The 18524-nt window shown below is 65.8% G+C and carries 18 protein-coding genes; 3 read left to right on the forward strand and 15 right to left on the reverse strand.

Annotated features, from left to right (window positions below):
- Positions 1–22: 22 nt before the first annotated feature.
- The 5 genes from addA to dapB are packed head-to-tail and all read right to left on the reverse strand — an operon-like array spanning position 23 to position 9280.
- A complete protein-coding gene (addA, locus tag GL300_RS08190; RefSeq protein WP_155039104.1) occupies positions 23–3415 on the reverse strand; it encodes a double-strand break repair helicase AddA in 3393 nt (1130 codons plus the stop codon).
- Positions 3408–6347 (reverse strand): double-strand break repair protein AddB, encoded by a 2940-nt coding sequence (addB, locus tag GL300_RS08195; RefSeq protein ID WP_155039105.1) that lies wholly within the window; start codon positions 6345–6347, stop codon positions 3408–3410. The genes addA and addB overlap by 8 nt, the downstream gene beginning before the upstream one ends.
- On the reverse strand, positions 6340–7011 hold the full coding sequence (locus GL300_RS08200) for a nucleotidyltransferase family protein (RefSeq protein ID WP_155039106.1): 672 nt from the start codon (positions 7009–7011) through the stop codon (positions 6340–6342). Before GL300_RS08200 ends, addB begins: the two co-directional genes overlap by 8 nt.
- Positions 7008–8426 carry a tRNA (adenosine(37)-N6)-threonylcarbamoyltransferase complex ATPase subunit type 1 TsaE gene (tsaE, locus tag GL300_RS08205; protein ID WP_155039107.1) on the reverse strand — a complete coding sequence of 473 codons (1419 nt, stop codon included), beginning with the start codon at positions 8424–8426 and terminating at the stop codon, positions 7008–7010. Before tsaE ends, GL300_RS08200 begins: the two co-directional genes overlap by 4 nt.
- Before the next feature lie 47 nt (positions 8427–8473).
- Positions 8474–9280 carry a 4-hydroxy-tetrahydrodipicolinate reductase gene (gene dapB, locus GL300_RS08210; protein ID WP_155039108.1) on the reverse strand — a complete coding sequence of 269 codons (807 nt, stop codon included), beginning with the start codon at positions 9278–9280 and terminating at the stop codon, positions 8474–8476.
- A 69-nt stretch (positions 9281–9349) separates the two neighbouring features.
- Here dapB and rbfA point away from each other — a divergent pair, with 69 nt between their 5' ends.
- Genes rbfA through truB form a run of 3 tightly spaced genes read left to right on the forward strand, consistent with a single transcriptional unit; the run spans position 9350 to position 11415 of the window.
- Positions 9350–9769 (forward strand): 30S ribosome-binding factor RbfA, encoded by a 420-nt coding sequence (gene rbfA / locus GL300_RS08215; protein ID WP_155039109.1) that lies wholly within the window; start codon positions 9350–9352, stop codon positions 9767–9769.
- A complete protein-coding gene (locus GL300_RS08220) occupies positions 9759–10517 on the forward strand; it encodes a phosphodiester glycosidase family protein (protein ID WP_155039110.1) in 759 nt (252 codons plus the stop codon). The genes rbfA and GL300_RS08220 overlap by 11 nt, the downstream gene beginning before the upstream one ends.
- A 1-nt stretch (position 10518) precedes the next feature.
- Positions 10519–11415, forward strand: a complete 897-nt coding sequence (gene truB / locus GL300_RS08225) for a tRNA pseudouridine(55) synthase TruB (protein WP_155039111.1) — start codon at positions 10519–10521, stop codon at positions 11413–11415.
- Between the two features lie 20 nt (positions 11416–11435).
- On the opposite strand, the gene GL300_RS08230 is transcribed toward truB, so the two are convergent.
- The 10 genes from GL300_RS08230 to GL300_RS08275 all read right to left on the reverse strand — a co-directional run bounded on the left by GL300_RS08230 (position 11436) and on the right by GL300_RS08275 (position 18419).
- Positions 11436–11978 carry an MOSC domain-containing protein gene (locus GL300_RS08230; RefSeq protein WP_155039112.1) on the reverse strand — a complete coding sequence of 181 codons (543 nt, stop codon included), beginning with the start codon at positions 11976–11978 and terminating at the stop codon, positions 11436–11438.
- Between the two features lie 104 nt (positions 11979–12082).
- Positions 12083–13009, reverse strand: coding sequence for an MBL fold metallo-hydrolase (locus GL300_RS08235; protein WP_155039113.1), 927 nt, complete (start codon positions 13007–13009; stop codon positions 12083–12085).
- An 81-nt stretch (positions 13010–13090) separates the two neighbouring features.
- Positions 13091–13738: an RluA family pseudouridine synthase gene (locus GL300_RS08240; RefSeq protein ID WP_155039114.1), complete on the reverse strand. Its 648-nt coding sequence runs from the start codon at positions 13736–13738 to the stop codon at positions 13091–13093.
- Positions 13735–14361 (reverse strand): LysE family translocator, encoded by a 627-nt coding sequence (locus GL300_RS08245; RefSeq protein WP_155039115.1) that lies wholly within the window; start codon positions 14359–14361, stop codon positions 13735–13737. The genes GL300_RS08240 and GL300_RS08245 overlap by 4 nt, the downstream gene beginning before the upstream one ends.
- A 2-nt stretch (positions 14362–14363) precedes the next feature.
- Positions 14364–14720, reverse strand: coding sequence for a GFA family protein (locus GL300_RS08250; protein WP_155039116.1), 357 nt, complete (start codon positions 14718–14720; stop codon positions 14364–14366).
- Positions 14717–15112 carry a GFA family protein gene (locus tag GL300_RS08255; protein ID WP_155039117.1) on the reverse strand — a complete coding sequence of 132 codons (396 nt, stop codon included), beginning with the start codon at positions 15110–15112 and terminating at the stop codon, positions 14717–14719. The genes GL300_RS08250 and GL300_RS08255 overlap by 4 nt, the downstream gene beginning before the upstream one ends.
- A complete protein-coding gene (locus GL300_RS08260) occupies positions 15090–15545 on the reverse strand; it encodes a GAF domain-containing protein (RefSeq protein ID WP_155039118.1) in 456 nt (151 codons plus the stop codon). The genes GL300_RS08255 and GL300_RS08260 overlap by 23 nt, the downstream gene beginning before the upstream one ends.
- Positions 15542–16369, reverse strand: a complete 828-nt coding sequence (locus GL300_RS08265) for an NAD-dependent epimerase/dehydratase family protein (protein ID WP_155039119.1) — start codon at positions 16367–16369, stop codon at positions 15542–15544. Before GL300_RS08265 ends, GL300_RS08260 begins: the two co-directional genes overlap by 4 nt.
- Positions 16366–17208 carry a glycosyltransferase gene (locus GL300_RS08270; protein WP_343042952.1) on the reverse strand — a complete coding sequence of 281 codons (843 nt, stop codon included), beginning with the start codon at positions 17206–17208 and terminating at the stop codon, positions 16366–16368. Before GL300_RS08270 ends, GL300_RS08265 begins: the two co-directional genes overlap by 4 nt.
- Positions 17202–18419: an NAD-dependent epimerase/dehydratase family protein gene (locus tag GL300_RS08275; RefSeq protein WP_155039120.1), complete on the reverse strand. Its 1218-nt coding sequence runs from the start codon at positions 18417–18419 to the stop codon at positions 17202–17204. The genes GL300_RS08270 and GL300_RS08275 overlap by 7 nt, the downstream gene beginning before the upstream one ends.
- Positions 18420–18524 lie beyond the last annotated feature (105 nt).

The following is an 18524-nucleotide window of genomic DNA, read 5'->3' on the forward strand; positions in this document are numbered from 1 at the left end:
CGGCTGGGCTGTCCTGCAAGAGCTAGGGATGGGACCGGGCAGGGTCAAGACCCGCCAACACGTCGTCCAGCAACCCGCCGGGCAGGGCCATCAGGCTGCGCGTCGCGGTCCACAGCACCGCCGTCTCGACCGGCAGATCTGGCCACAGCTGCCGCAAGGCCGCGCGATAGGCCGCCATCTGGCGCAAGATGCCCAAGGGCGTGGCTTCGGGCGTCGCCGGAACATCGCGGTTCGACTTGTAATCGACGGCCAGAATACGGTCGCCGGCGACCACCAGCCGGTCGATCTTACCGCAAAGCATGCCAATTTCCGGCACAGGGGCAGAAATCTCAAGCTCATGAAACACCTCAGCCGCCACGGGCAGCTTGAACACCTCATCCAGAGCCGGTGCAGTCAGGATTTCCTGAGCCTCATCCAGAAGACCCGCCAGCATCTCGGGTACAGGTAGGCCACCCTCGGAATTCACCAACACGTCGCGGGCAATGTCGGGCCATTGTGCGGGATCGCTTCCCGGCAGATGCTCCATCAGCAGATGCAGCCATAGACCGAACTGGATTGATGCGGCGCTATCACCGTCTCCCGTGCCCGCAATCGCCTTTGCGCCGCCAAGCTTCGTAGGAGCGACGGTACGGCGCTTTTCTGGGATGGGTGGAATCGCTGCACGCAACCAATCCGGCGCGGCGACGGGTGGTTTTTCGATATAGACGGTCTGGGGCGCCTCGGTCGGCCACTCGCCAAAGGCCAATCGCCGGATCTCTCCGCCGCCGGGCATGGGCACGCGGCTTTCGGTCAGGTCCGAACGGCCAAAGCCCGCCTCGACCAGACTGTGCCAGCTATCCTCGGCCATGCCGGTTTCGCCCGCCGCGGCAAGGATCAGCCAGCTTTCAGCGCGAGTCAGGCCGACATAAAGCAGGCGTTTGCGTTCCTGCAGCTGGCGTTCCGTCTGATCGGTGGCCAGTGCCTCGATGGTTTCGGGCCGCTCGCCCTTCCTACCGCGCCACAGGGCCAGACCACCGGGCAGGGTCAGCACCTGCCCCTCACGCGGGGGACGGCGCTTGGAAGCGTCAGGCATGATGACGATGGGGCTTTCAAGGCCTTTCGAGCCATGCACCGTCATCACCCGGATCAACCCATCGCCATGTTCGCCGGCCGAGCCGGGCTGACGTTTGACCTCGACATCGTCGGCGGTCAGCCAGACAAGGAAACCGGTCAGCGACGGGGTTTCGCTGGATTCGTAGCTGAGCGCCTGCGACAGCAATTCGTCGATGCCATCCTCGGCCTCGGGGCCAAGTCGGGCCACCAGACGTTCGCGCGCGCCATGCCGGACCAGCAAGCGCGAGATCAAGTCATAGGGGCGCATGAATCCGGTCTGGTCCATCAAATCGTCAAGCAAGTCATATGCGCTGCGATGCCGGGACTCGCGCAAGCGCTTGACAAGATACTCTTTGGGCTGACGTCCGACCGAGAGGCGGTAAAGCTCGCCCTCGCTCAGCCCGAAAATAGGCGAACGCAGGGCGGCGGCCAGCGACAGGTCGTCTTCGGGCGTGGCAAGGACGGACAGCACGGCGCGGATATCGCGCACGGCCATTTCACCCGCCAGCTTCAGTCGGTCAGCGCCCGCGACGGGCAGGTTCGCGGATTTCAGCGCCGCGATGATTTCCGCAAACAGGTCCGAGCGGCGCTGGACAAGGATCAGCACATCGCCCGCGCGGACCCGGCGCACCTTGCCGCTTTTCGCGTCGAAAATCGGCGTGCCCAGAATATCGCGGATGCCACGGGCGATGGCACGGGCCAGTTGAGTGGTCTCCGAGTTTTCGGCGGGCCGATCGACCGGATCGGTCCAATCGCCGGGCTCGGGTTTATCGGGCTTCGGGATCGCGGGCCACAGATCGACGCGGCCCGGCATGTCGCTCCGAAAGGCGCGGTGCTGCGGAGGATCGCCCAGACCTTTTGCGGCATCGCCGGCAAAGACCTGATCGACCAGCGACAGGATCGCGGTCGAGGAGCGGAAGGAATGGCGCAACTCCAGCACCTGCATCGGATTTTCGACGGCGGCGAAGGCCTCGGCGAAGCCCGCGCGACGGGCCTCGAACACGGCGATGTCGGCACCCTGAAAGGAATAGATCGACTGTTTCGGATCGCCCACGACGAACAGGCTGCGTGAACCGGCCTCGCGCGCGCCCTGACCCGAGGTGAACTCATCGGTCAGTCGCTCAATCACCTGCCATTGCGCCGGGCTAGTATCCTGCGCCTCGTCCACAAGGATGTGGTCGATGCCGCCATCCAGCCGGAACAGCACCCATTGCGCCATGCTGTTTTCCGACAGCAGCCGCACAGTGCGGTCGATCAGATCGTCGAAATCCAGATAGCCCTGCGCCGATTTCTGCGCCCGGTAGCGCGTCAGAAAGGCATGGGCGAAGCGGTGCAGGGACAGGCTCCGCTCGGCCAGCGCCAGGGCCAGACGGCGCGGACGGGCCTCATGGACGCGCTCCATCAGCACGGCCAGATCGTCGATCAGCTCGGCACAGGAGCCCTGACGCAGCGCCTTGGTCGGGAAGCTGTCGTATTTGGGCGAGAAGGGTTCCTTCGCGCCCGCGCCGGTCAGCAGCACGGATTCAAGGGTCTGAAGCTCGGCAAGGCCAGGCTGGGTCCAGAGGCCCGATTGCAGCTTGGCCGCGGCCTTCTGGTCGTTCGCACCGCCCTTGAGCAGATGCGGGACCAGCGCGGGAATGACCAGCGCGCCATCCGCGAAGGTGCGCGCCAGAAGCGAGGCCAGATCCTCGCCCGCGTCCAGTTCGCAGGCCTCCCACAGCAGGTCCCGGTCTGCGGGGGCCTCGAACCCCCGCAGACCGGACAGGAAAGCGTCGAGGTTTTCGCCAGATTGCAGCACCACCAGATCTGAAAGCTCGGGCGCGTCCTCACGCACCATGTCCTCAATGATCTCGGACCGGATCAGGGCGGCGCTGCGGTCGTCAAGTTCGGTGAAGCCATGCGGCACACCGGCCTCGATCGGGAAGCGGCGCAGCACGCCGCCGCAGAAGCTGTGGATGGTCTGGACCTTGAGCCCGCCCGGCGTTTCGATGGCGCGGGCGAACAGGCGGCGCGCGGCAGGCAGGTCCGGGGCGCGATCCTCGCCCAGCCGAGCCAGTTCCTCGCGCAGCTTATCCTCGGGGAGCATCGCCCATTTGCCCAGTCGCGCCAGCAGGCGGTTCTGCATCTCGGTCGCGGCGGCCTTGGTATAGGTCAGGCACAGGATCTTTTCCGGCGCGGTCCCGGCCAGAAGCAGCCGCGCCACCCGATCGGTCAGCACCCGCGTCTTGCCCGAACCGGCATTGGCCGTCAGCCAGGTCGAGCGCAGCGGGTCCGCCGCCCGCACCTGCGCCAAGGTGGCCTCGTCGAACTGCATCCTAGTCATGGTCGAAACTTTCGGACTGCGCGGGCTCGGTCGTGTCCCATTCGCCATGGCGCGACAGGTGATCGTAATCGCTGGCGTGATCGGTGCGCTCCATCGCAAGGCGCGCGGTAAAGCCGCGCTCGCCGCGCAGATAAAGGCCGATCAATGCCACGAAGCCCGCCCATGTTTCCTGCGCAAAGCCGGGGCCAAAGCTGCGGGTCTCGGTTTTTCCCTCACCGCCAAGCTGGATATAGCTGATGCCGTCGACATCAGCCCGGCCTAGGCGGTCGAAGGCGCCCTGTTCGACCATCGCCGCCTCAAGCGGAAGCTGCTTGTCGAAATGCGCGATCTGGGCATCGGTCGGTGGCTTGCCGGACTTGTAGTCATAGACATGCACCCGGCCGTCATTCAGCAGGTCCAGCCGGTCGGGCTTGGCGATCAGGCGGAAATCCGTTCCCGGCACCGAAAGCTGGGCGAAGCTTTCGACCACGGTGGGCTTGCCCTGGGTCAGGCGATGCGCCTCATCCGCGACCAGCCGGTCGGCAATGCCTGCGATGCGCGCACGCCAGAACAGCCGGGCCGAGGGCCAGGGCACCTCGGCGTTCAGCACCGCGTCGGTGATCTCAAGCAGACGGTCCTTCATCGTGGCGGGCGTTTCCGGCAGATCGGGCAGGGTGGCCAGAAAACGGTCCATGATCGCGTGCAGCACATTCCCGCGTTCGGCGGCATCGGGTTCCGGGCGCAGCGGGTCCAGCGCACGCAGACCCAGCACGCGGCGGGCATAGATCGCATAGGGGTCGCGGATCAGGGTGCGGACCTCGGTCACCGACATCTGCTTCAGCGCGGGCGCGGGCGGAATGGGCGAAGGGCGGCGCGCGGGCGTCAGACGGTGGCGCGGTTGGGCCTGAAGCCCGGCCAGATCCAGCCAGCGCTGGCCGCGTTCGCGCATCTCGCGCAGCGCCTGCGGGCCATCTTGGGCGGGCAGGCCGCCCAGCAGGTTCACCAGCCGGTTCAGCCAGCGCGAGGGGATGGTCTCGGCCTCGGCATCGCGATGGGCGCGGGTCAGGATCACCTGCGCGGCCCCGACCGCCTGCTGGAAGTCATGCGCGGCCAATCCGACGCGACGCTCGGGCAGGGTCAGTCCGGCCGACAATCGCATGGGGCGCGACAGCCACGGATCGGGCGGCAATGCCTGCGGCCAGCCGCCTTCGTTCAAACCAGCGAGGATGACCAGTCCGGCCGCTTCGCCGACGGCCTCGGTCCGGGCCTCGCGCGGGCCACGGAAGCGGACCAAGGGATGCGAGGCCACGTCCTGTCGCACCGCCTGCCCCTGCAATTCATCGTAAAGCAGGTCGCGGAATTCGCCGGGCCGCAGGGCATGGCCCAGATGCGCATGCGCGGCCAGATGGTCCAGCACGCCCTTCGCCAGCCCGCCCGAGGCCTTGGCCCACAGTTCCGACGCATCGGCGCTGCCATTCGGACCGGCCGCCAGATCCTCGGCCAGATGGCGCAGATCGGCCAGCCGCTGCGCCATCGGACGCGGGCCGCGGTCAAGGGCCAAGGGCACAATCCGGTCCAGCAGACCAGCCAGCCACAAGGCCCAGGGCTTGCTGCGTTCATCGCCGCGATCAGCCCAGTCGCGCAGCGCCGCGCCATCCGGGAAGGCCGGGCCATGCTTGCGCAGGTCCAGTTCAAGATCGCGGGTATGGCGCAGATGCTCGCGCCGGTAATCGCCGCCAAGGCCAGTCGCCATGACCGGGTGTTTCAGCAGCGTCAGCAAACCGTCGATCATCAGATCGGCCCCGAACAGGTCCGCGACATGGCGCAGGAACAGGCCGGGCGCCGTCAGCGGCAGGGGCTGACCGGCGGAATCGTCGGGGATGATCGCCCAGCGATCCAGCGCCGATTGCACGCGGCGGGTCAGCATCCGGTCAGCGGCGATCAGGGTCACCGGCTGGCCGCGTTCCACCGCGTCGCGAATGACCAGCGCCACAGCCTCGGCCTCTTGTCCGGGTTGCTCGGCTTCGATCAGGGTCAGGTTTTGCGTGGCCGGGATCAGCGCGCCAAGGCGGGGACCTTCCTCGATCCATTGGTCGGTCACCGGCGCGGGGCGCAGCGCCAGCGAGATCAGGCGGTTGCGCAGGGGATCGGGGGCGGTACCGGTGATCCAGTCGCGGGGCATGCCGAATTCGGAAACAAAGGGCGCGTAGCGAGCCTGCGGGTGATCCTCGGCCCGCGCGTCCAGCCCGTCCCAGACCGCCTGCGGCATGTCGGGATCAAAGCCCGGCAGTACCACCGCGCCCATCGGCAAGCGAGCGACCGCGCGCATAAAATCCCGCGTCGCGCCATGCGATCCGGTCGAGCCCGCGATGACCACCGGGCCTTGCGGCAGGTTCTCGCCCCGCACCCAATCCGCGGCCAATTCCTCGGCGGCGACACGCTGGCGGGATTCGCGGTCCTGTGGCGGGTCGGACAGATAATAGGCTGCGGCAATCTTCAGAAAGGCCAGCGCCCGGCCCCAATGCTGGGCGTGATCGCCCGCATCGATCCGGTCCAGCGCCTGCGCGTCCAACCCCTCAAGCTGCATTTCGGCCATCAGCCCCGCCAGCGAGGCCGCCAGCTCGGGCACCGATTGCCCCTGCGCCAGATCGGGCTGGGCGCGCAGGGCCGCGTCGATCAACCGGCCCAGCTCAAGGCGACGGGCAAGCGGCGCGGTGGCCGAGCCGCCTCCGATATCCGCGATCAGCCGCAATTGCGGCAGGATGATCGGGCCACGCCAGATCAGCGCATCGCGCAAGGCTTGCAGCGACTGGCCCGAGTTCGCGAACACCGTCACCCGCGCCATGTCCTGCGGCGGGCGACCCCGCATCCTTGCGATCAGTCCCTCGGCGAATGCCCCCGGAAAATCCGCGCCGCAAGGCAGGGCAAAGACGCCGTTCTGCCAGTCAGCCATTCAGCAGGGCCTCGGCCAGCGGGATGCAGTCGGGGCGGCCCACGTCGCACCATTCGCCGTCATGGATCAGACCATGCGCCCGGCCACCCGCGATCAGCAGATCCCACAGCCGGTTCAATGAGAAGATATCCTCGGGGATCTCGGCCAGCCGGTCGGGGCGGATGATCTGCACGCCGCCATAGACCAGATCGCCGCGTCGGATCAGGCGACCCGCCGGATCAAGACTGAAATCCCCGGCCCCCTGCCGCCCATGCGTATGGGACAGCGGCACCAGCATCAGCAGCGCGTCCATGCCGTCGTCCCATGCATCCAGCAGCGCGCGGACCGGATTTGTGCCGGTCCAGACCACATCCGGGTTCATGGTGATGACCGGGCCCGTCCCCAGCAGCGGCAGCGCCTTGCGCAACCCGCCACCGGTTTCCAGCAGCAGATCGGCCTCGTCCGAGATGGCAATGGCACGTCCGTTGACATGGTGCCGGATCTGGCTGCCCAGATGATGGGTGTTCAGGACGACGGGACCGGTCCCGGCCTGCTCGGCCAGGGTCAGCGCGCGGTCCAGCAGCGTCTGGCCGCCGACCTCGATCAGCGGTTTCGGCGTCACATCGGTCAGGGGCGCCATGCGCGTGCCCTTGCCGGCGGCAAAGATCATCAGGGGCAGGCTCATCCGCGGGCGATCCTTTCGATCACGTCGGGGGAGGGTTCGGGAATCCCGTCCAGCGCAGCAGCCAGCGGTGCCAGCGCCGGATGGGCCAGATCGCGGCGGATCGCGGCCCAGACCCGTGGCATGAAGGCCAGATAGCGCGGCTTGCCGTCGCGCTGCGCCAAACGGGTAAAGATGCCCATGATGCGCAGACCTCGCTGCGCGCCCAGCAGCGCATAGGCGGCGCGGAAACGGTCGGCATCGACCCCGGTCGCGGCGATATAGCGAGCAATCTGGGCTTCCTCGATCGCCGGGTCCACGTCGCGGCGCGCGTCCTGCAACCCCGAGACAAGGTCATAGGCCGGATGCACTGCAACCGCGTCCTGAAAATCCAGCACGCCCAAGGGAGCCTCGTCGCGCCAGATCAGGTTCTCGGCATGGAAATCGCGCAGGCCAAGGACGGGGGTCACATCGGCGGCCAGTTCGGCATGCAGCGCCTCGATGGTGCGGGCGACATCAAGGCCCTTGCCGGGCGCACCTGCGGCGGCGGGGTAAAGTTCGGCGAACAGCCCGACCTGACGCGCCAGTTCCGGACCGTCCAGCCGCAGCACGAAATCGGGCGGCGCGTGGCGATGCAAATCGACCAGCAGATCGGTCATGCGGTCATAGATCCGGGGGGCAAGCTGCGGCTCGGCCGCCAGAACGCGGGCCACCAGATCGTCGCCCAGATCCTCAAGCAGCAGCAGCCCCTCGACCTGATCGGCGGCCAGAATCTCGGGCGCATGGAAGTCGCGCGTGCGCAGCCATTGCGTCATCGCGACATATTCGCCAGTCGTGCCGGGGGCGGCATCCATCAGCACCGCGCTGCGCACGCCATCCACCAGCCGGAAATAGCGCCGGGCCGAGGCATCGCCCGCCAGCGGGATCACCCTGGCCTCGCCCCAGCCGGCGCGATGCAGCAGCCGCGCGATTGCGGGCAGGCGGGCCATGCCTCCCCAGCGCGGCTCTGACCCGGCCAGCGTGATCTGGCGCAGATCGGGGAAATCGGGGATCGGCTCAAGGCCAAGGGTCAGCGGGTCGGGCAGGGGACCGCCATGATCGGGCCATTCGATCAGCACCACGGCCTCGCGCATGGCCTCATCCAGCCCCAGCTCGGCCAGCTCATCGGGATGGGTCAGGCGATACAGGTCGGCATGCCAGATCTCGGTCCCCATGGGGTCGTCATAGGTCTGGACAAGGGTAAAGGTCGGGCTGGGCACGTCCTCGGCCAGATCGCCCTGACGGGCGCGGATGAAGGCGCGGGCGAAATGGGTCTTGCCCGCGCCCACCGCGCCTTCCAGCGCGACCACGTCGCCGGGTTTCAAGACAGCCGCCATGACCCGCGCTAGGCAGGCGGTCAGGTCGGCATCGGCATGTTCAAGCGTGGCGATCAGGGTCATGGCACGAAACTAGGGGCAGGCTGCCGGGGCGTCAAAGCCCCAATTCCTTACAAGCCCAGCACATCCGCCATGTCATATTCGCCCGGACCCTTGTCCTGCCCCCACAGGGCCGCCCGCAGCGCGCCCCGGGCAAAGATCGCGCGGTCGGTGGCCAGATGGCGCAACACGACACGCTCTCCCGCTGCGGCGAAGATCACGTCATGCTCGCCCACGACATCGCCACCGCGAATGGCCGCAAAACCGATCGAGCCCTTTTCGCGTGCGCCGGTGATCCCTTCGCGGGCCGGGGTGCGCAGTTCGTCGAGGGTATGGCCACGGCCTTCGGCGGCGGCCTCGCCCAGCATCAGGGCGGTGCCCGAGGGGGCGTCGACCTTGCGATTGTGGTGGGCCTCGACGACCTCGACATCCCAATCCTCGCCCAGGGCGGCGGCGACCTTGCGGGTCAGGCCGACCAGCAGGTTGACGCCAAGGCTCATGTTACCGGCGCGGACGATGGGGGCATGGCGGGCGGCGGCCTTGATCTTGTCCAGATGGTGCTGCTCGAACCCGGTGGTGCCGATGACATGGACGGCGCGGGCCTGAGCGGTCAGTTCGGCAAAGCTCACAGTGGCGTCGGGCGTGGTGAAATCGATCACCGCTTGGGCCTTGGCAATCGCCTCGACGGCATCGTCGGTGACGATGATCCCAAGGGGCGCGCCGCCCATCGCCTCGCCCAGATCGCGGCCAACCCAAGGGCTGCCTTCGCGCGCGATTGCGCCGACCAGACGGGCCTGATCCGATTCCAGAACGGTGCGGACCAGCATCTGCCCCATGCGGCCCGACACACCCGTGATGACGATTCCCGGTTTTTCCATGTCCATATCCCCGTTTTGGCATGGTCTATCCCGTTGCGGCGCGCGCCGCGACCCCCTACATCTGCGGGCATGGCACAGAACCGCTTTCAATCAGGGTCCGGCCCCACGCAGCGCCAACTGCGCGTGGGCGAGCTGATCCGCCGCACCCTTTCCGATGTCCTGCTGCGCGCGGACGTCCATGACCCCGACCTGAACCGCCACTCGATCACGGTGGGCGAGGTCCGCACGTCGCCCGACCTCAAGGTCGCGACCGCCTATGTCCTGCCTCTGGGCGGGCATGACGCCGAGGACGCGCTGGTCGCACTTCGCCGCAATCAGGCCGAGCTGCGCCATCTGGTCGCCAAGGCGATGTCGCTGAAATACGCGCCGCAGCTGCGCTTCGTTCTGGACGAGACCTTCGACCGCATGGACGACACCCGCCGCCTGCTGAACGACGAACGCGTCCGCCGCGATGTCGAAAGCGACGACGACGAGACCGATGAAGATTGATCTGAAGCGTCGGCTGGGCCTTGCGCTTGGCGCTCTGATCGCGATGACCCTGCCCGCCGCGGCAGAAGGCATCTGCGAAAAGCGCGACTTCGACGGTCAGGGCTATGTCGTCTGCACCCTGAATGCCGCGCAGGAGCCGGGCCTGAAGCTGTGGCTGAACGATGCCAATGGCCGCGTGCTGGGCGACTTCTACAGCGTCCGCAAGACCCTTGCGCCGGACGAGGTGCTGGCCTTCGCCATGAACGCGGGCATGTATCACGAGGATTATTCCCCCGTCGGGCTGTATGTCAGCGAGGGCACCAAGGAGCATGACATCGTTACGGCGGGCGGCGGCGGCAATTTCGGCATGCTGCCGAATGGCGTCTTCTGCGCCGGCGGCGACAAGCCCTACCGCGTGATGGAAAGCCGCGCCTTTGCCAAGGCACAGCCGGAATGCCGCCTGGCGACACAATCGGGGCCGATGCTGGTCATCGACGGCGATCTGCATCCGCGTTTCCTGATCGACAGCGACAGCCGCTATGTCCGGAACGGCGTCGGCGTGTCGCCCGACGGGCAGACGGCGTGGTTCGCGATCTCGGACCGGGCGGTGACCTTCCACGAATTCGGTCGCCTGTTCAGGGACGGCCTTGGCGCGCGCGATGCGCTTTACTTCGACGGCTCGATCTCGCGGCTTTATGCGCCCGAGCTGCGGCGGTCGGATTTCGGCCGCCGTCTGGGGCCGATCATCGGATATACGGGAAAGAACTGACATGGCGCGGAAAAAGGGACGCGAGATCCACGGTTGGCTGATCGTGGACAAGCCCGCAGGCGTGGGCTCGACCGATGTGGTCAGCAAGGTTCGCTGGGCGCTGGACGCTAAGAAGGCCGGCCATGCCGGGACGCTGGACCCCGATGCGACGGGCGTGCTGGCGATCGCGCTGGGAGAGGCCACCAAGACCGTGCCGATCCTGACCGATGCGCTGAAAGCCTATGACTTCACGGTGAACTGGGGCGCGGAAACCAGTTCGGACGACGCCTCGGGCGAGGTGGTGAAAACCAACGACGCCCGCCCGACCGAGGATGCGATCCGCGGGGCACTGCCCGCTTTTGTCGGCGACATCATGCAGGTTCCGCCGCGCGTGTCCGCCGTCCGGGTTGATGGCGCGCGCGCCTATGATCTGGCCCGCGAAGGCGAGGTGGTCGAGCTGGCCGCACGTCCCCTTTGGGTCGAATCGCTGGAACTGCTGGGGGTGACGGCGGATCAGGCGCAGCTGCGCATGGTCTGCGGCAAGGGCGGCTATGTCCGCGCCATTGCCCGCGATCTGGGACGCACCCTTGGCTGCCTTGGCCATGTCGACCATCTGCGCCGGATCTGGTCGGGTCCGTTCGAGGCGGCAGACGGCCTCGCCTTTGACCGTATCGACCGCGCCAATCAGGCCGAGATCGAGGCGGCCCTGCTGCCGATCCAGTCGGCGCTTTCCGACCTGCCCCAGATGCAGGCCACCGAGATCGGCGAGACCCGCATCCTGAACGGCAATCCCGGTCAGGTTCTGGGCCATGCCGAATTCGGCGAGGACGTCTGGGTCAGCCGCAATGGCCGCGCCCTGTGCATCGGCCGCTATATGGGCGGCGAGGTCCAGCCCAGCCGCGTCTTCAATCTGGGCTGAGCCCTGCCGGAACCTGCCGCTTAGACCCGCTCAAGCGGCAGGTGGGGCAGCGGCGGATTGATGACGGCGATGGCATCGCCCGGCTTGACCGTACCGCCCGACCGCACCACTGCCATGATCCCCGATTTGCGGATCAGCGTGCCATTTGCCGCCTTGACCAGAACCGCGCCCAGCAGCCCTTTGCGGAAATTCTCGATCTGCGCGCAGGGATTGCGCAGGCCGGTGACCTCCAGTTCCACCTGATCGCCCAGCTTGAGGATTGCGCCGCGTGGCAGCGCCAGCAGGTCGACGCCCTTGGTGGTGATATTTTCGCCCAGATCGGCCGGGCGGATGTCGAATCCCTGCGCCTTGAGTTCGGAAAACAGCTCGGCATGGATCAGATGCACCTGCCGCAGATTCGGCTGCGTCGGATCGGCCCGAACCCGCGAGCGGTGCTTGACGGTAACGCCCTGATGCGCGTCGCCCTCGACCCCAAGCCCGGTAAGGATGCGGATTTCCGGGGCTTCGATCTTTGAGAAGCGATGCTTCCCATCCTTTGCGACCGCGATAACGCTTCCTGCCAATTGCGACCTCCGGTTTGCTCGGGCGCATCATCGGCAAGTTCCGCAGGCGATGCCAGCGCGATCAGGTCTTGCGCCAGCCACGGTGGACTGGCGCAAGGCCGGTTTCAGCCCGCGAACTGATAAGTCGCGGGAACATAGCGGAAGGTCCCCTCGGCCTCGCCGGGAGCGATATAGGCCAGCGCCGGGAAGGGCATGTGATAGCCGATGAAGGGAATGCGGTCGGTGGCCAGACGCGCCAGCACCGTCTTGCGGGTCTCGGCCCCCTTGTCCTTGTCGATGTCAAAGCGGACATGCCATTCGGGGCGCTGGACCGAATAGACATAGTGATTGAAGGTGTCGCCGGTCACCAGCAGGCGCTGGCCATCGCTTTCCAGCAGGTAGGTCGTGTGGCCCGGCGTATGGCCGTAAGCCCCTGCGGCGGTGATGCCTGGCATGACCTCATCCCCATCCGCGATCAGGCGGGCATTGCCGATCAGCGGCGCGACATGGGTGGTGTAGGCCTCGGCGGGGTTGGCGGCCCAATGGTCGGCCTCGACCTTGGGGGCGATCAGCTGCGCCTTGGCAAAGACCGGCGCGCCGTCCTTGGTCAGGGCGCTGACATGGTCCCCATGCATATGGGTCAGCAGCACATGCGTCACGTCCTCGGGCGCATAGCCCGCCGCCGCCAGCGCCGAGACCGTCACCTCGGGGAACATGCCCGTGTCGATCAGGACCAGCGCGTCCGGCGTCTTGACCAGCGTCATGGTGAAGGAATTGCCCGACTTGTCCGCGGGGATGAAATTCGCCTCGCTGAGCTTTTCCCATTCGGCAGGGTCGGCAGTCAGGCCAAAGGTCTCGATCGGCTTCTCGCGCATGGCGGCGCCGCCCAGCAGGGTCGACACCTGAAACGCGCCAAGCTGAATCGCATGCGCCTTGCCCGCAGGCTTGGCATCGGGCGCGGGGGCCTGCGCCAAGGCGGGCAGCGCGATCAGTGCCGGCAGGCCCGCCCCCATCATCATCGCTCCCCGACGGCTGATTCCACTTCCGGTCATCTTTCCGCTCCCTGTGGGTGATTCCCCTGCAAGGCTACGGCAAGTCGGATGATTTCCTTATTGAAACTGTCGTGAGATCGCTCAGAACGGCGCGGGTGCGGTATAGCTTTGCGTGACCCCGGTTTCGGGATGCTTGAAGCGCAGGTTCTCGGCGTGAAGCATCAGGCGCGGGAACTCGGCCGCCTGACCTGTGGCGTATAGCGGATCGCCAAGGATCGGGTGGCCCAGCGACGCCATATGGACCCGCAACTGATGGCTGCGGCCCGTCACCGGCGACAGGCGCACGCGGGTTTCCGTATCGCTGGCGCGGATCACCCGCCAATCGGTCTGGGCGGGGCGGCCCTGTTCATGATCAACCTTTTGCCGGGGCCGGTTCGGCCAGTCGACAATCAACGGCAGATCGACGGTGCCGGTCTTGGGATCCAGCCTGCCCCAGAGCCGCGCGAGATAGGTCTTCTTGGTCTTGCGGTCCTCGAACTGCTTGGACAGGTGGCGCTGCGCATGCGGCGTCAGGCCAAAGACCATGACCCCCGAGGTGTCCATGTCCAGCCGATGCACCAGCAGGATGGTCGGAAACGCTCCGCGCAGGCGCTCGATCAGGCAGTCGGTGCGATCCTCGCCCCGGCCCGGCACGGACAGCAGCCCCGAGGGTTTGCTGACCACCAGCACCTCGTGATCGGCATGGATCACCTGCGGCTGCTCGGTCGTGGGTTCGTAGACGAAGCTCATTTCGACACCAGCCGCAGCGCAAGCCCCGCGAACATCACCGCGGCGATGCGGTTGACGATGCCCAGACGCTTGCCGATGACCTGCCCGGCATAGCCGCCGACAATGCCGTAGCCCATGGTAACCAGCGTCCCCGAAGCCATGAACATCAGCCCCAGCCCAAGGATCTGCTGCCAGATCGGACCGAATTCGGGACGGGTGAATTGCGGCAGGAAAGCCAGCAGGAACAGCACCGGCTTGGGGTTCAGCAGGTTCGACAGCGCGCCGCGCCGGATGATGCTCCAGGGGCTGCTGGCCGCATGGGCGCTGGGGTCGATCTCGCCCGCGGTCCAGCTTTTATAGGCCAGCCACAGCAGATAACCCGCGCCGACGAACTTGATCGCTACCAGTGCCTCGGGATGGGCGGCGACCAGCGCGCCAAGGCCAACCGTCGCCATCACGACATGAAAGATCACGCCCATGCCGACGCCGAGCCCGGCCAGCGCGCCCGCGCGCGGGCCGTTCTGAATGCCGCAGGCGCTGGCAAAGAACACGTCCTGACCGGGGGCCAGGTTCAGGACCAGCGCACCCGCCATGAAAGCCAGCAATTGCTGCGCCGGAAAATTGGCAATCGTATCCCAGATCATGGTCAGAGCCCGTAATAGTCGCCGTGGTTTTCGGGGAAAGAGGGCGCACCCAGCCTTAGCCCAGTCGGCATATCGAATGCACCGGCGGAAACGTCAACCTTTGCCGAGCCATTCCGCCGCCAGAACAGCGTCGATCCGCAATGCCCGCAAAACCCCCGACGCGCCTTTAGCGTATGCGCGTACCAGACCAGCCCGTCGTCACGGGTGAATGTCAGTTTGTCCCAGCGGACGCAGACATAGGCCCAGACATGGCCCGACCAATTGCGGCAGTGCGTGCAATGGCATTCATGCGCCGTATAGGCCCGCGACCGGGCGGAAAAGGCCACCGCCTCGCACAGGCAGCGGCCTTGCGCCTTCATTCGCGCGGGTCCTGCGGCAGCCCGTCAGCGATGTCATAGTAATCGCCCTTGTCGGCCACAAAGATATGGCCCAGCAGCCGCAGCCCGGTCGGGCTGTCGAGTGCCCCCGCCGCCACGTCGATGATATCCGACCCGTCACGTTGCCAGAACAGTGACGAGCCGCAGGTCGGGCAGAATCCGCGCCGTGCGAAATCCGAGGCGCGATACCATTTCGGCTCGCCCTCTATCACCATGGATTTCGGCAGGATCGCCGCCCAGACATGGCCGGACCAGCGTCGGCACTGGCCGCAATGGCAGGCTTTCAGCCCGTGATTGTCGTCATAGGTGCCGTGAAAGCGGATCGCGCCGCACAGGCAATGGCCGGTGAATTCAGTGACGTCCGAAGGTGGCATCCAGGATCTCCTGCAGGCGGTCTGCATCTTCCTGGGTGAAAGCGTCGGGTTGGTTGCTGTCGATGTCAAGGACGCCGATCAGGCGGTCATTCGCGGCAAAGACCGGCAGCACCAATTCGGACCGGGTCGAGCTGGCGCAGGCGATGTGACCGGGGAAAGCGTCGACATCGGGCACCAACTGGGTCGCGCGCGTGCGCGCCGCAGCCCCACACACCCCGCGCGAGAAGGGGATGACCAGACAGCCGTGGCCGCCCTGATAGGGGCCGATCTTGAGCAATTCCAGCTCGGTCACGCGATAGAAGCCGGTCCAGTCGAAGCGGGCGTCGGAATGGTGGATCTCGCAGGCCAGCGTCGCCATCAGCGCGACCTCATCGGTCTCGCCATGGGTCAGGCTTGCAATGGTCTGGGCGAGTTCTGCGTAATCGACGTTCATTCCATGTCCTTCAGGTCTTGCAGGATGGCGGGCAGGTCGGCATGCAGCCGCGCAAGGCCATCGGGACGCCATCCTAACGCATCAAGACGCGCACAGACAGGGACACTGAGCAGGCTTGCATCCGAACGCATCGGCGGGGCAAAGCGGCTGCCGGTCAGCACTGCGACGCCGGACAGAAGCTCATGATGGTCAAGGATGATGTCGCTGACATTGTAGCTGCCGGACATGGCCGGATCATTCAGGACCAGCATGGCGGCCTGACCCAGATCGGCACCATGCACCTCGGTCGCGACGCGCGGCGGCACGGATTTTCCAGAGATGAAATCGCGGATCAGTCCAGCCCATTTCTGCGGGTGGCCGGGGCCGAAGACCCCGGTCGGGCGCAGGCTGGCTACGTGGAAATCCGGGGCGGCCATGGCGGCAAGGGCGGTCTCCGCCTGCGCCTTGACCTGACCGTAAAGATTGACCGGCGCGGGTGGCAGATCGTCGGGCAACTCGCTTCCCGCCGGGTAGCCGTCATGGACGGCACGCGAGGACAGAAAGATCACACGGTCTACACCCTGATCGCGGGCAGATTGGAAAATATCCAAAGATCCCTGAAGGTTGGCATTCGTGAAGGCATCGGGATCGTCCCCCTCTCCGCCACGATACTTGCCCGGAACGTGCTGGAAGGCCGCGTGGATCAGCGCGTCGCATCCGGTCAGATCTGCGGGCTGGCCAAGGCGCCAGCCGGGCAGGGGTTCGACCTGATGACCTGCCTCCAGCGCGGCGCGGTGCAGCCAGCGGCCGACAATGCCGGTCGCTCCGATCAGGACGATCCTCATGCGGCACCGGGGGGCAGGGGCAGGTCGCGCGGATCGGGGACGGGGCCGTCACCGGCATGGGCTTTCCACAGGTCTATCAACACCCGCAGACTATCGGCCTTGGCATGATTTTCCCAAGGTTTTTCATATTGATAATGCAGCACGCGGATGTCCTGCCAGCGCCACAGATCGGGAAGATTCAACCAGACATATTGCAGCATGTTGTCAAAGACCGGCAGGCCGTGCCAGTTCGGGAAATAGGCTTCCAGAAACGTCTGGTCGGTGCGCTTCCAGAACTGACCGGGCTGGTCCAGACGGGCCAGCATCGCATCATATGTGGCCTGCGAGGGCCGCGCGGTGAAGACCCCGGAATTCAAGCGGTGGAAATCGGCCAGAGACTCGTAAACATTTGGTGCGGCTGAAAATTCCGGATAGTCGAACAGCCTGTCGATGTTCTGCAACACGATCGCATCGGCATCGATGAAGACCACGCGCGCATAGTCCAGCTGCCACAGCCGCAGCTTGGCGAAATTGTCCAATGGCGTGTGGAAGGGCGGCTTTTCGCCCTTGGTAAAAGGGGCCACGCCATGCAGCCGGGCGCGGGCATGCAAGTTGTTGAATTCATGCGAGGTCGGCAGCAGATCCACATGCACCGCGCGTATACCAAGCGTAGACAGGTCGGACACCGTCTGATCGGGAAGTTCGGTGTAAAGCAGGACAAGATCGGCAGTTGTCCCCGTTCGCCGCAGGGACCGGAACAGGGCCGCCGCACCGGTCGCGTAATCGGGATTGGTCGCCAGTGTGACAAAGGCGCGATCTGAGCGCGCCTTGCCTTGGGGATGGATACCGGAAGTCACGATACGGAACGCAGCCTTTTGCCTTCGGGATCATGTTCGACGCGTTTGGCCAGATCCTTGGTCCAGGCCGAGACGGCAGGCACACGCGAACGGTCGATGCGATGGGCGTATTTACGCGCCACCTCGACCACCTCAGAGAGCAGCCCCTCGGCCAAGGTGATCGGTTTCAGACCCAAGGCCAGGAACTGGTCGTTCCTGACGATCAGGTCGTTTTCCTCGGCCTCCTTGCGGGGGTTGGGCAGATAGGCGACCTCGGCCCCGGTCAGCTTTGCCACCAGTTCGGCCAGATCGCGAACGCGATGGGTTTCGGTCATCTGGTTGAAGATATGGACCCGATCGCCTGCAGCGGGGGCATCCTTCAGCGCCAGTTCGATGCAGCGCACCGAATCCTGCACATGGATGAAGGCGCGGGTCTGGCCTCCGGTGCCATGCACGGTCAGCGGATAGCCGATGGCGGCCTGAATCAGGAAGCGGTTCAACACGGTGCCGTAATCGCCGTCATAATCGAAACGGTTGATCAGTTGTTCATGCCGCCGGGTCTGATCGGTATGCGTGCCCCAGACGATACCCTGATGCAGGTCGGTGATGCGCAGCCCGTCATTCTGGGCATAGAACTGGAACAGGATCTGATCGAGGCTTTTGGTCATGTGATAGACCGAGCCGGGCCGGGTCGGATACAGGATCTGCTGTTCGCGCGGACCGCTGGGCGTATCGATCTGCACGTCCAGATAGCCCTCGGGGATGGGTGCCCCTACCGAGGAGTAGCCATAGACCCCCATCGTCCCCAGATGGACCAGATGCGCGTCGATGCCGGTCTCGACCAGCGCCGCCAGCAGGTTATGGGTCGCGTTGGTGTTGTTGTTGACGGTGTAGACCTTGTGGCGGTCGGTCTTCATCGAATAGGGCGCGGCGCGCTGTTCGGCGAAATGGATGACCGCATGGGGCCGAGTTTCGGCCAGCCAGCTCTTGAGGCGTTCGTATTCGGTGGCAAGGTTCAGCAGGTGGAAATGGATCTTGCGTCCGGTCAACTGGTGCCAGATCCGGCAGCGTTCCTGAATTGAATCCATCGGGGTCAGGGATTGCACGCCCAGTTCTGTATCGATCCAGCGGCGCGACAGGTTGTCGAGGATATGGATCTCGTGTCCCAGATCCGACAAATGCAGCGCCGTGGGCCATCCGACAAAACCATCTCCGCCCAGAACCGCTATGCGCATGTTCACCTCCCTCATGTTGCGCGGCCAGAAATGCGCGCCCAATGTGTCAGAAATATAACGCTTTGACGTCAGTGCTGTGTTCCCGAAGTTTCTTCAGAAAGGAAA

The organism is Paracoccus litorisediminis, from assembly GCF_009711205.1.
GTDB lineage: Bacteria > Pseudomonadota > Alphaproteobacteria > Rhodobacterales > Rhodobacteraceae > Paracoccus > Paracoccus litorisediminis.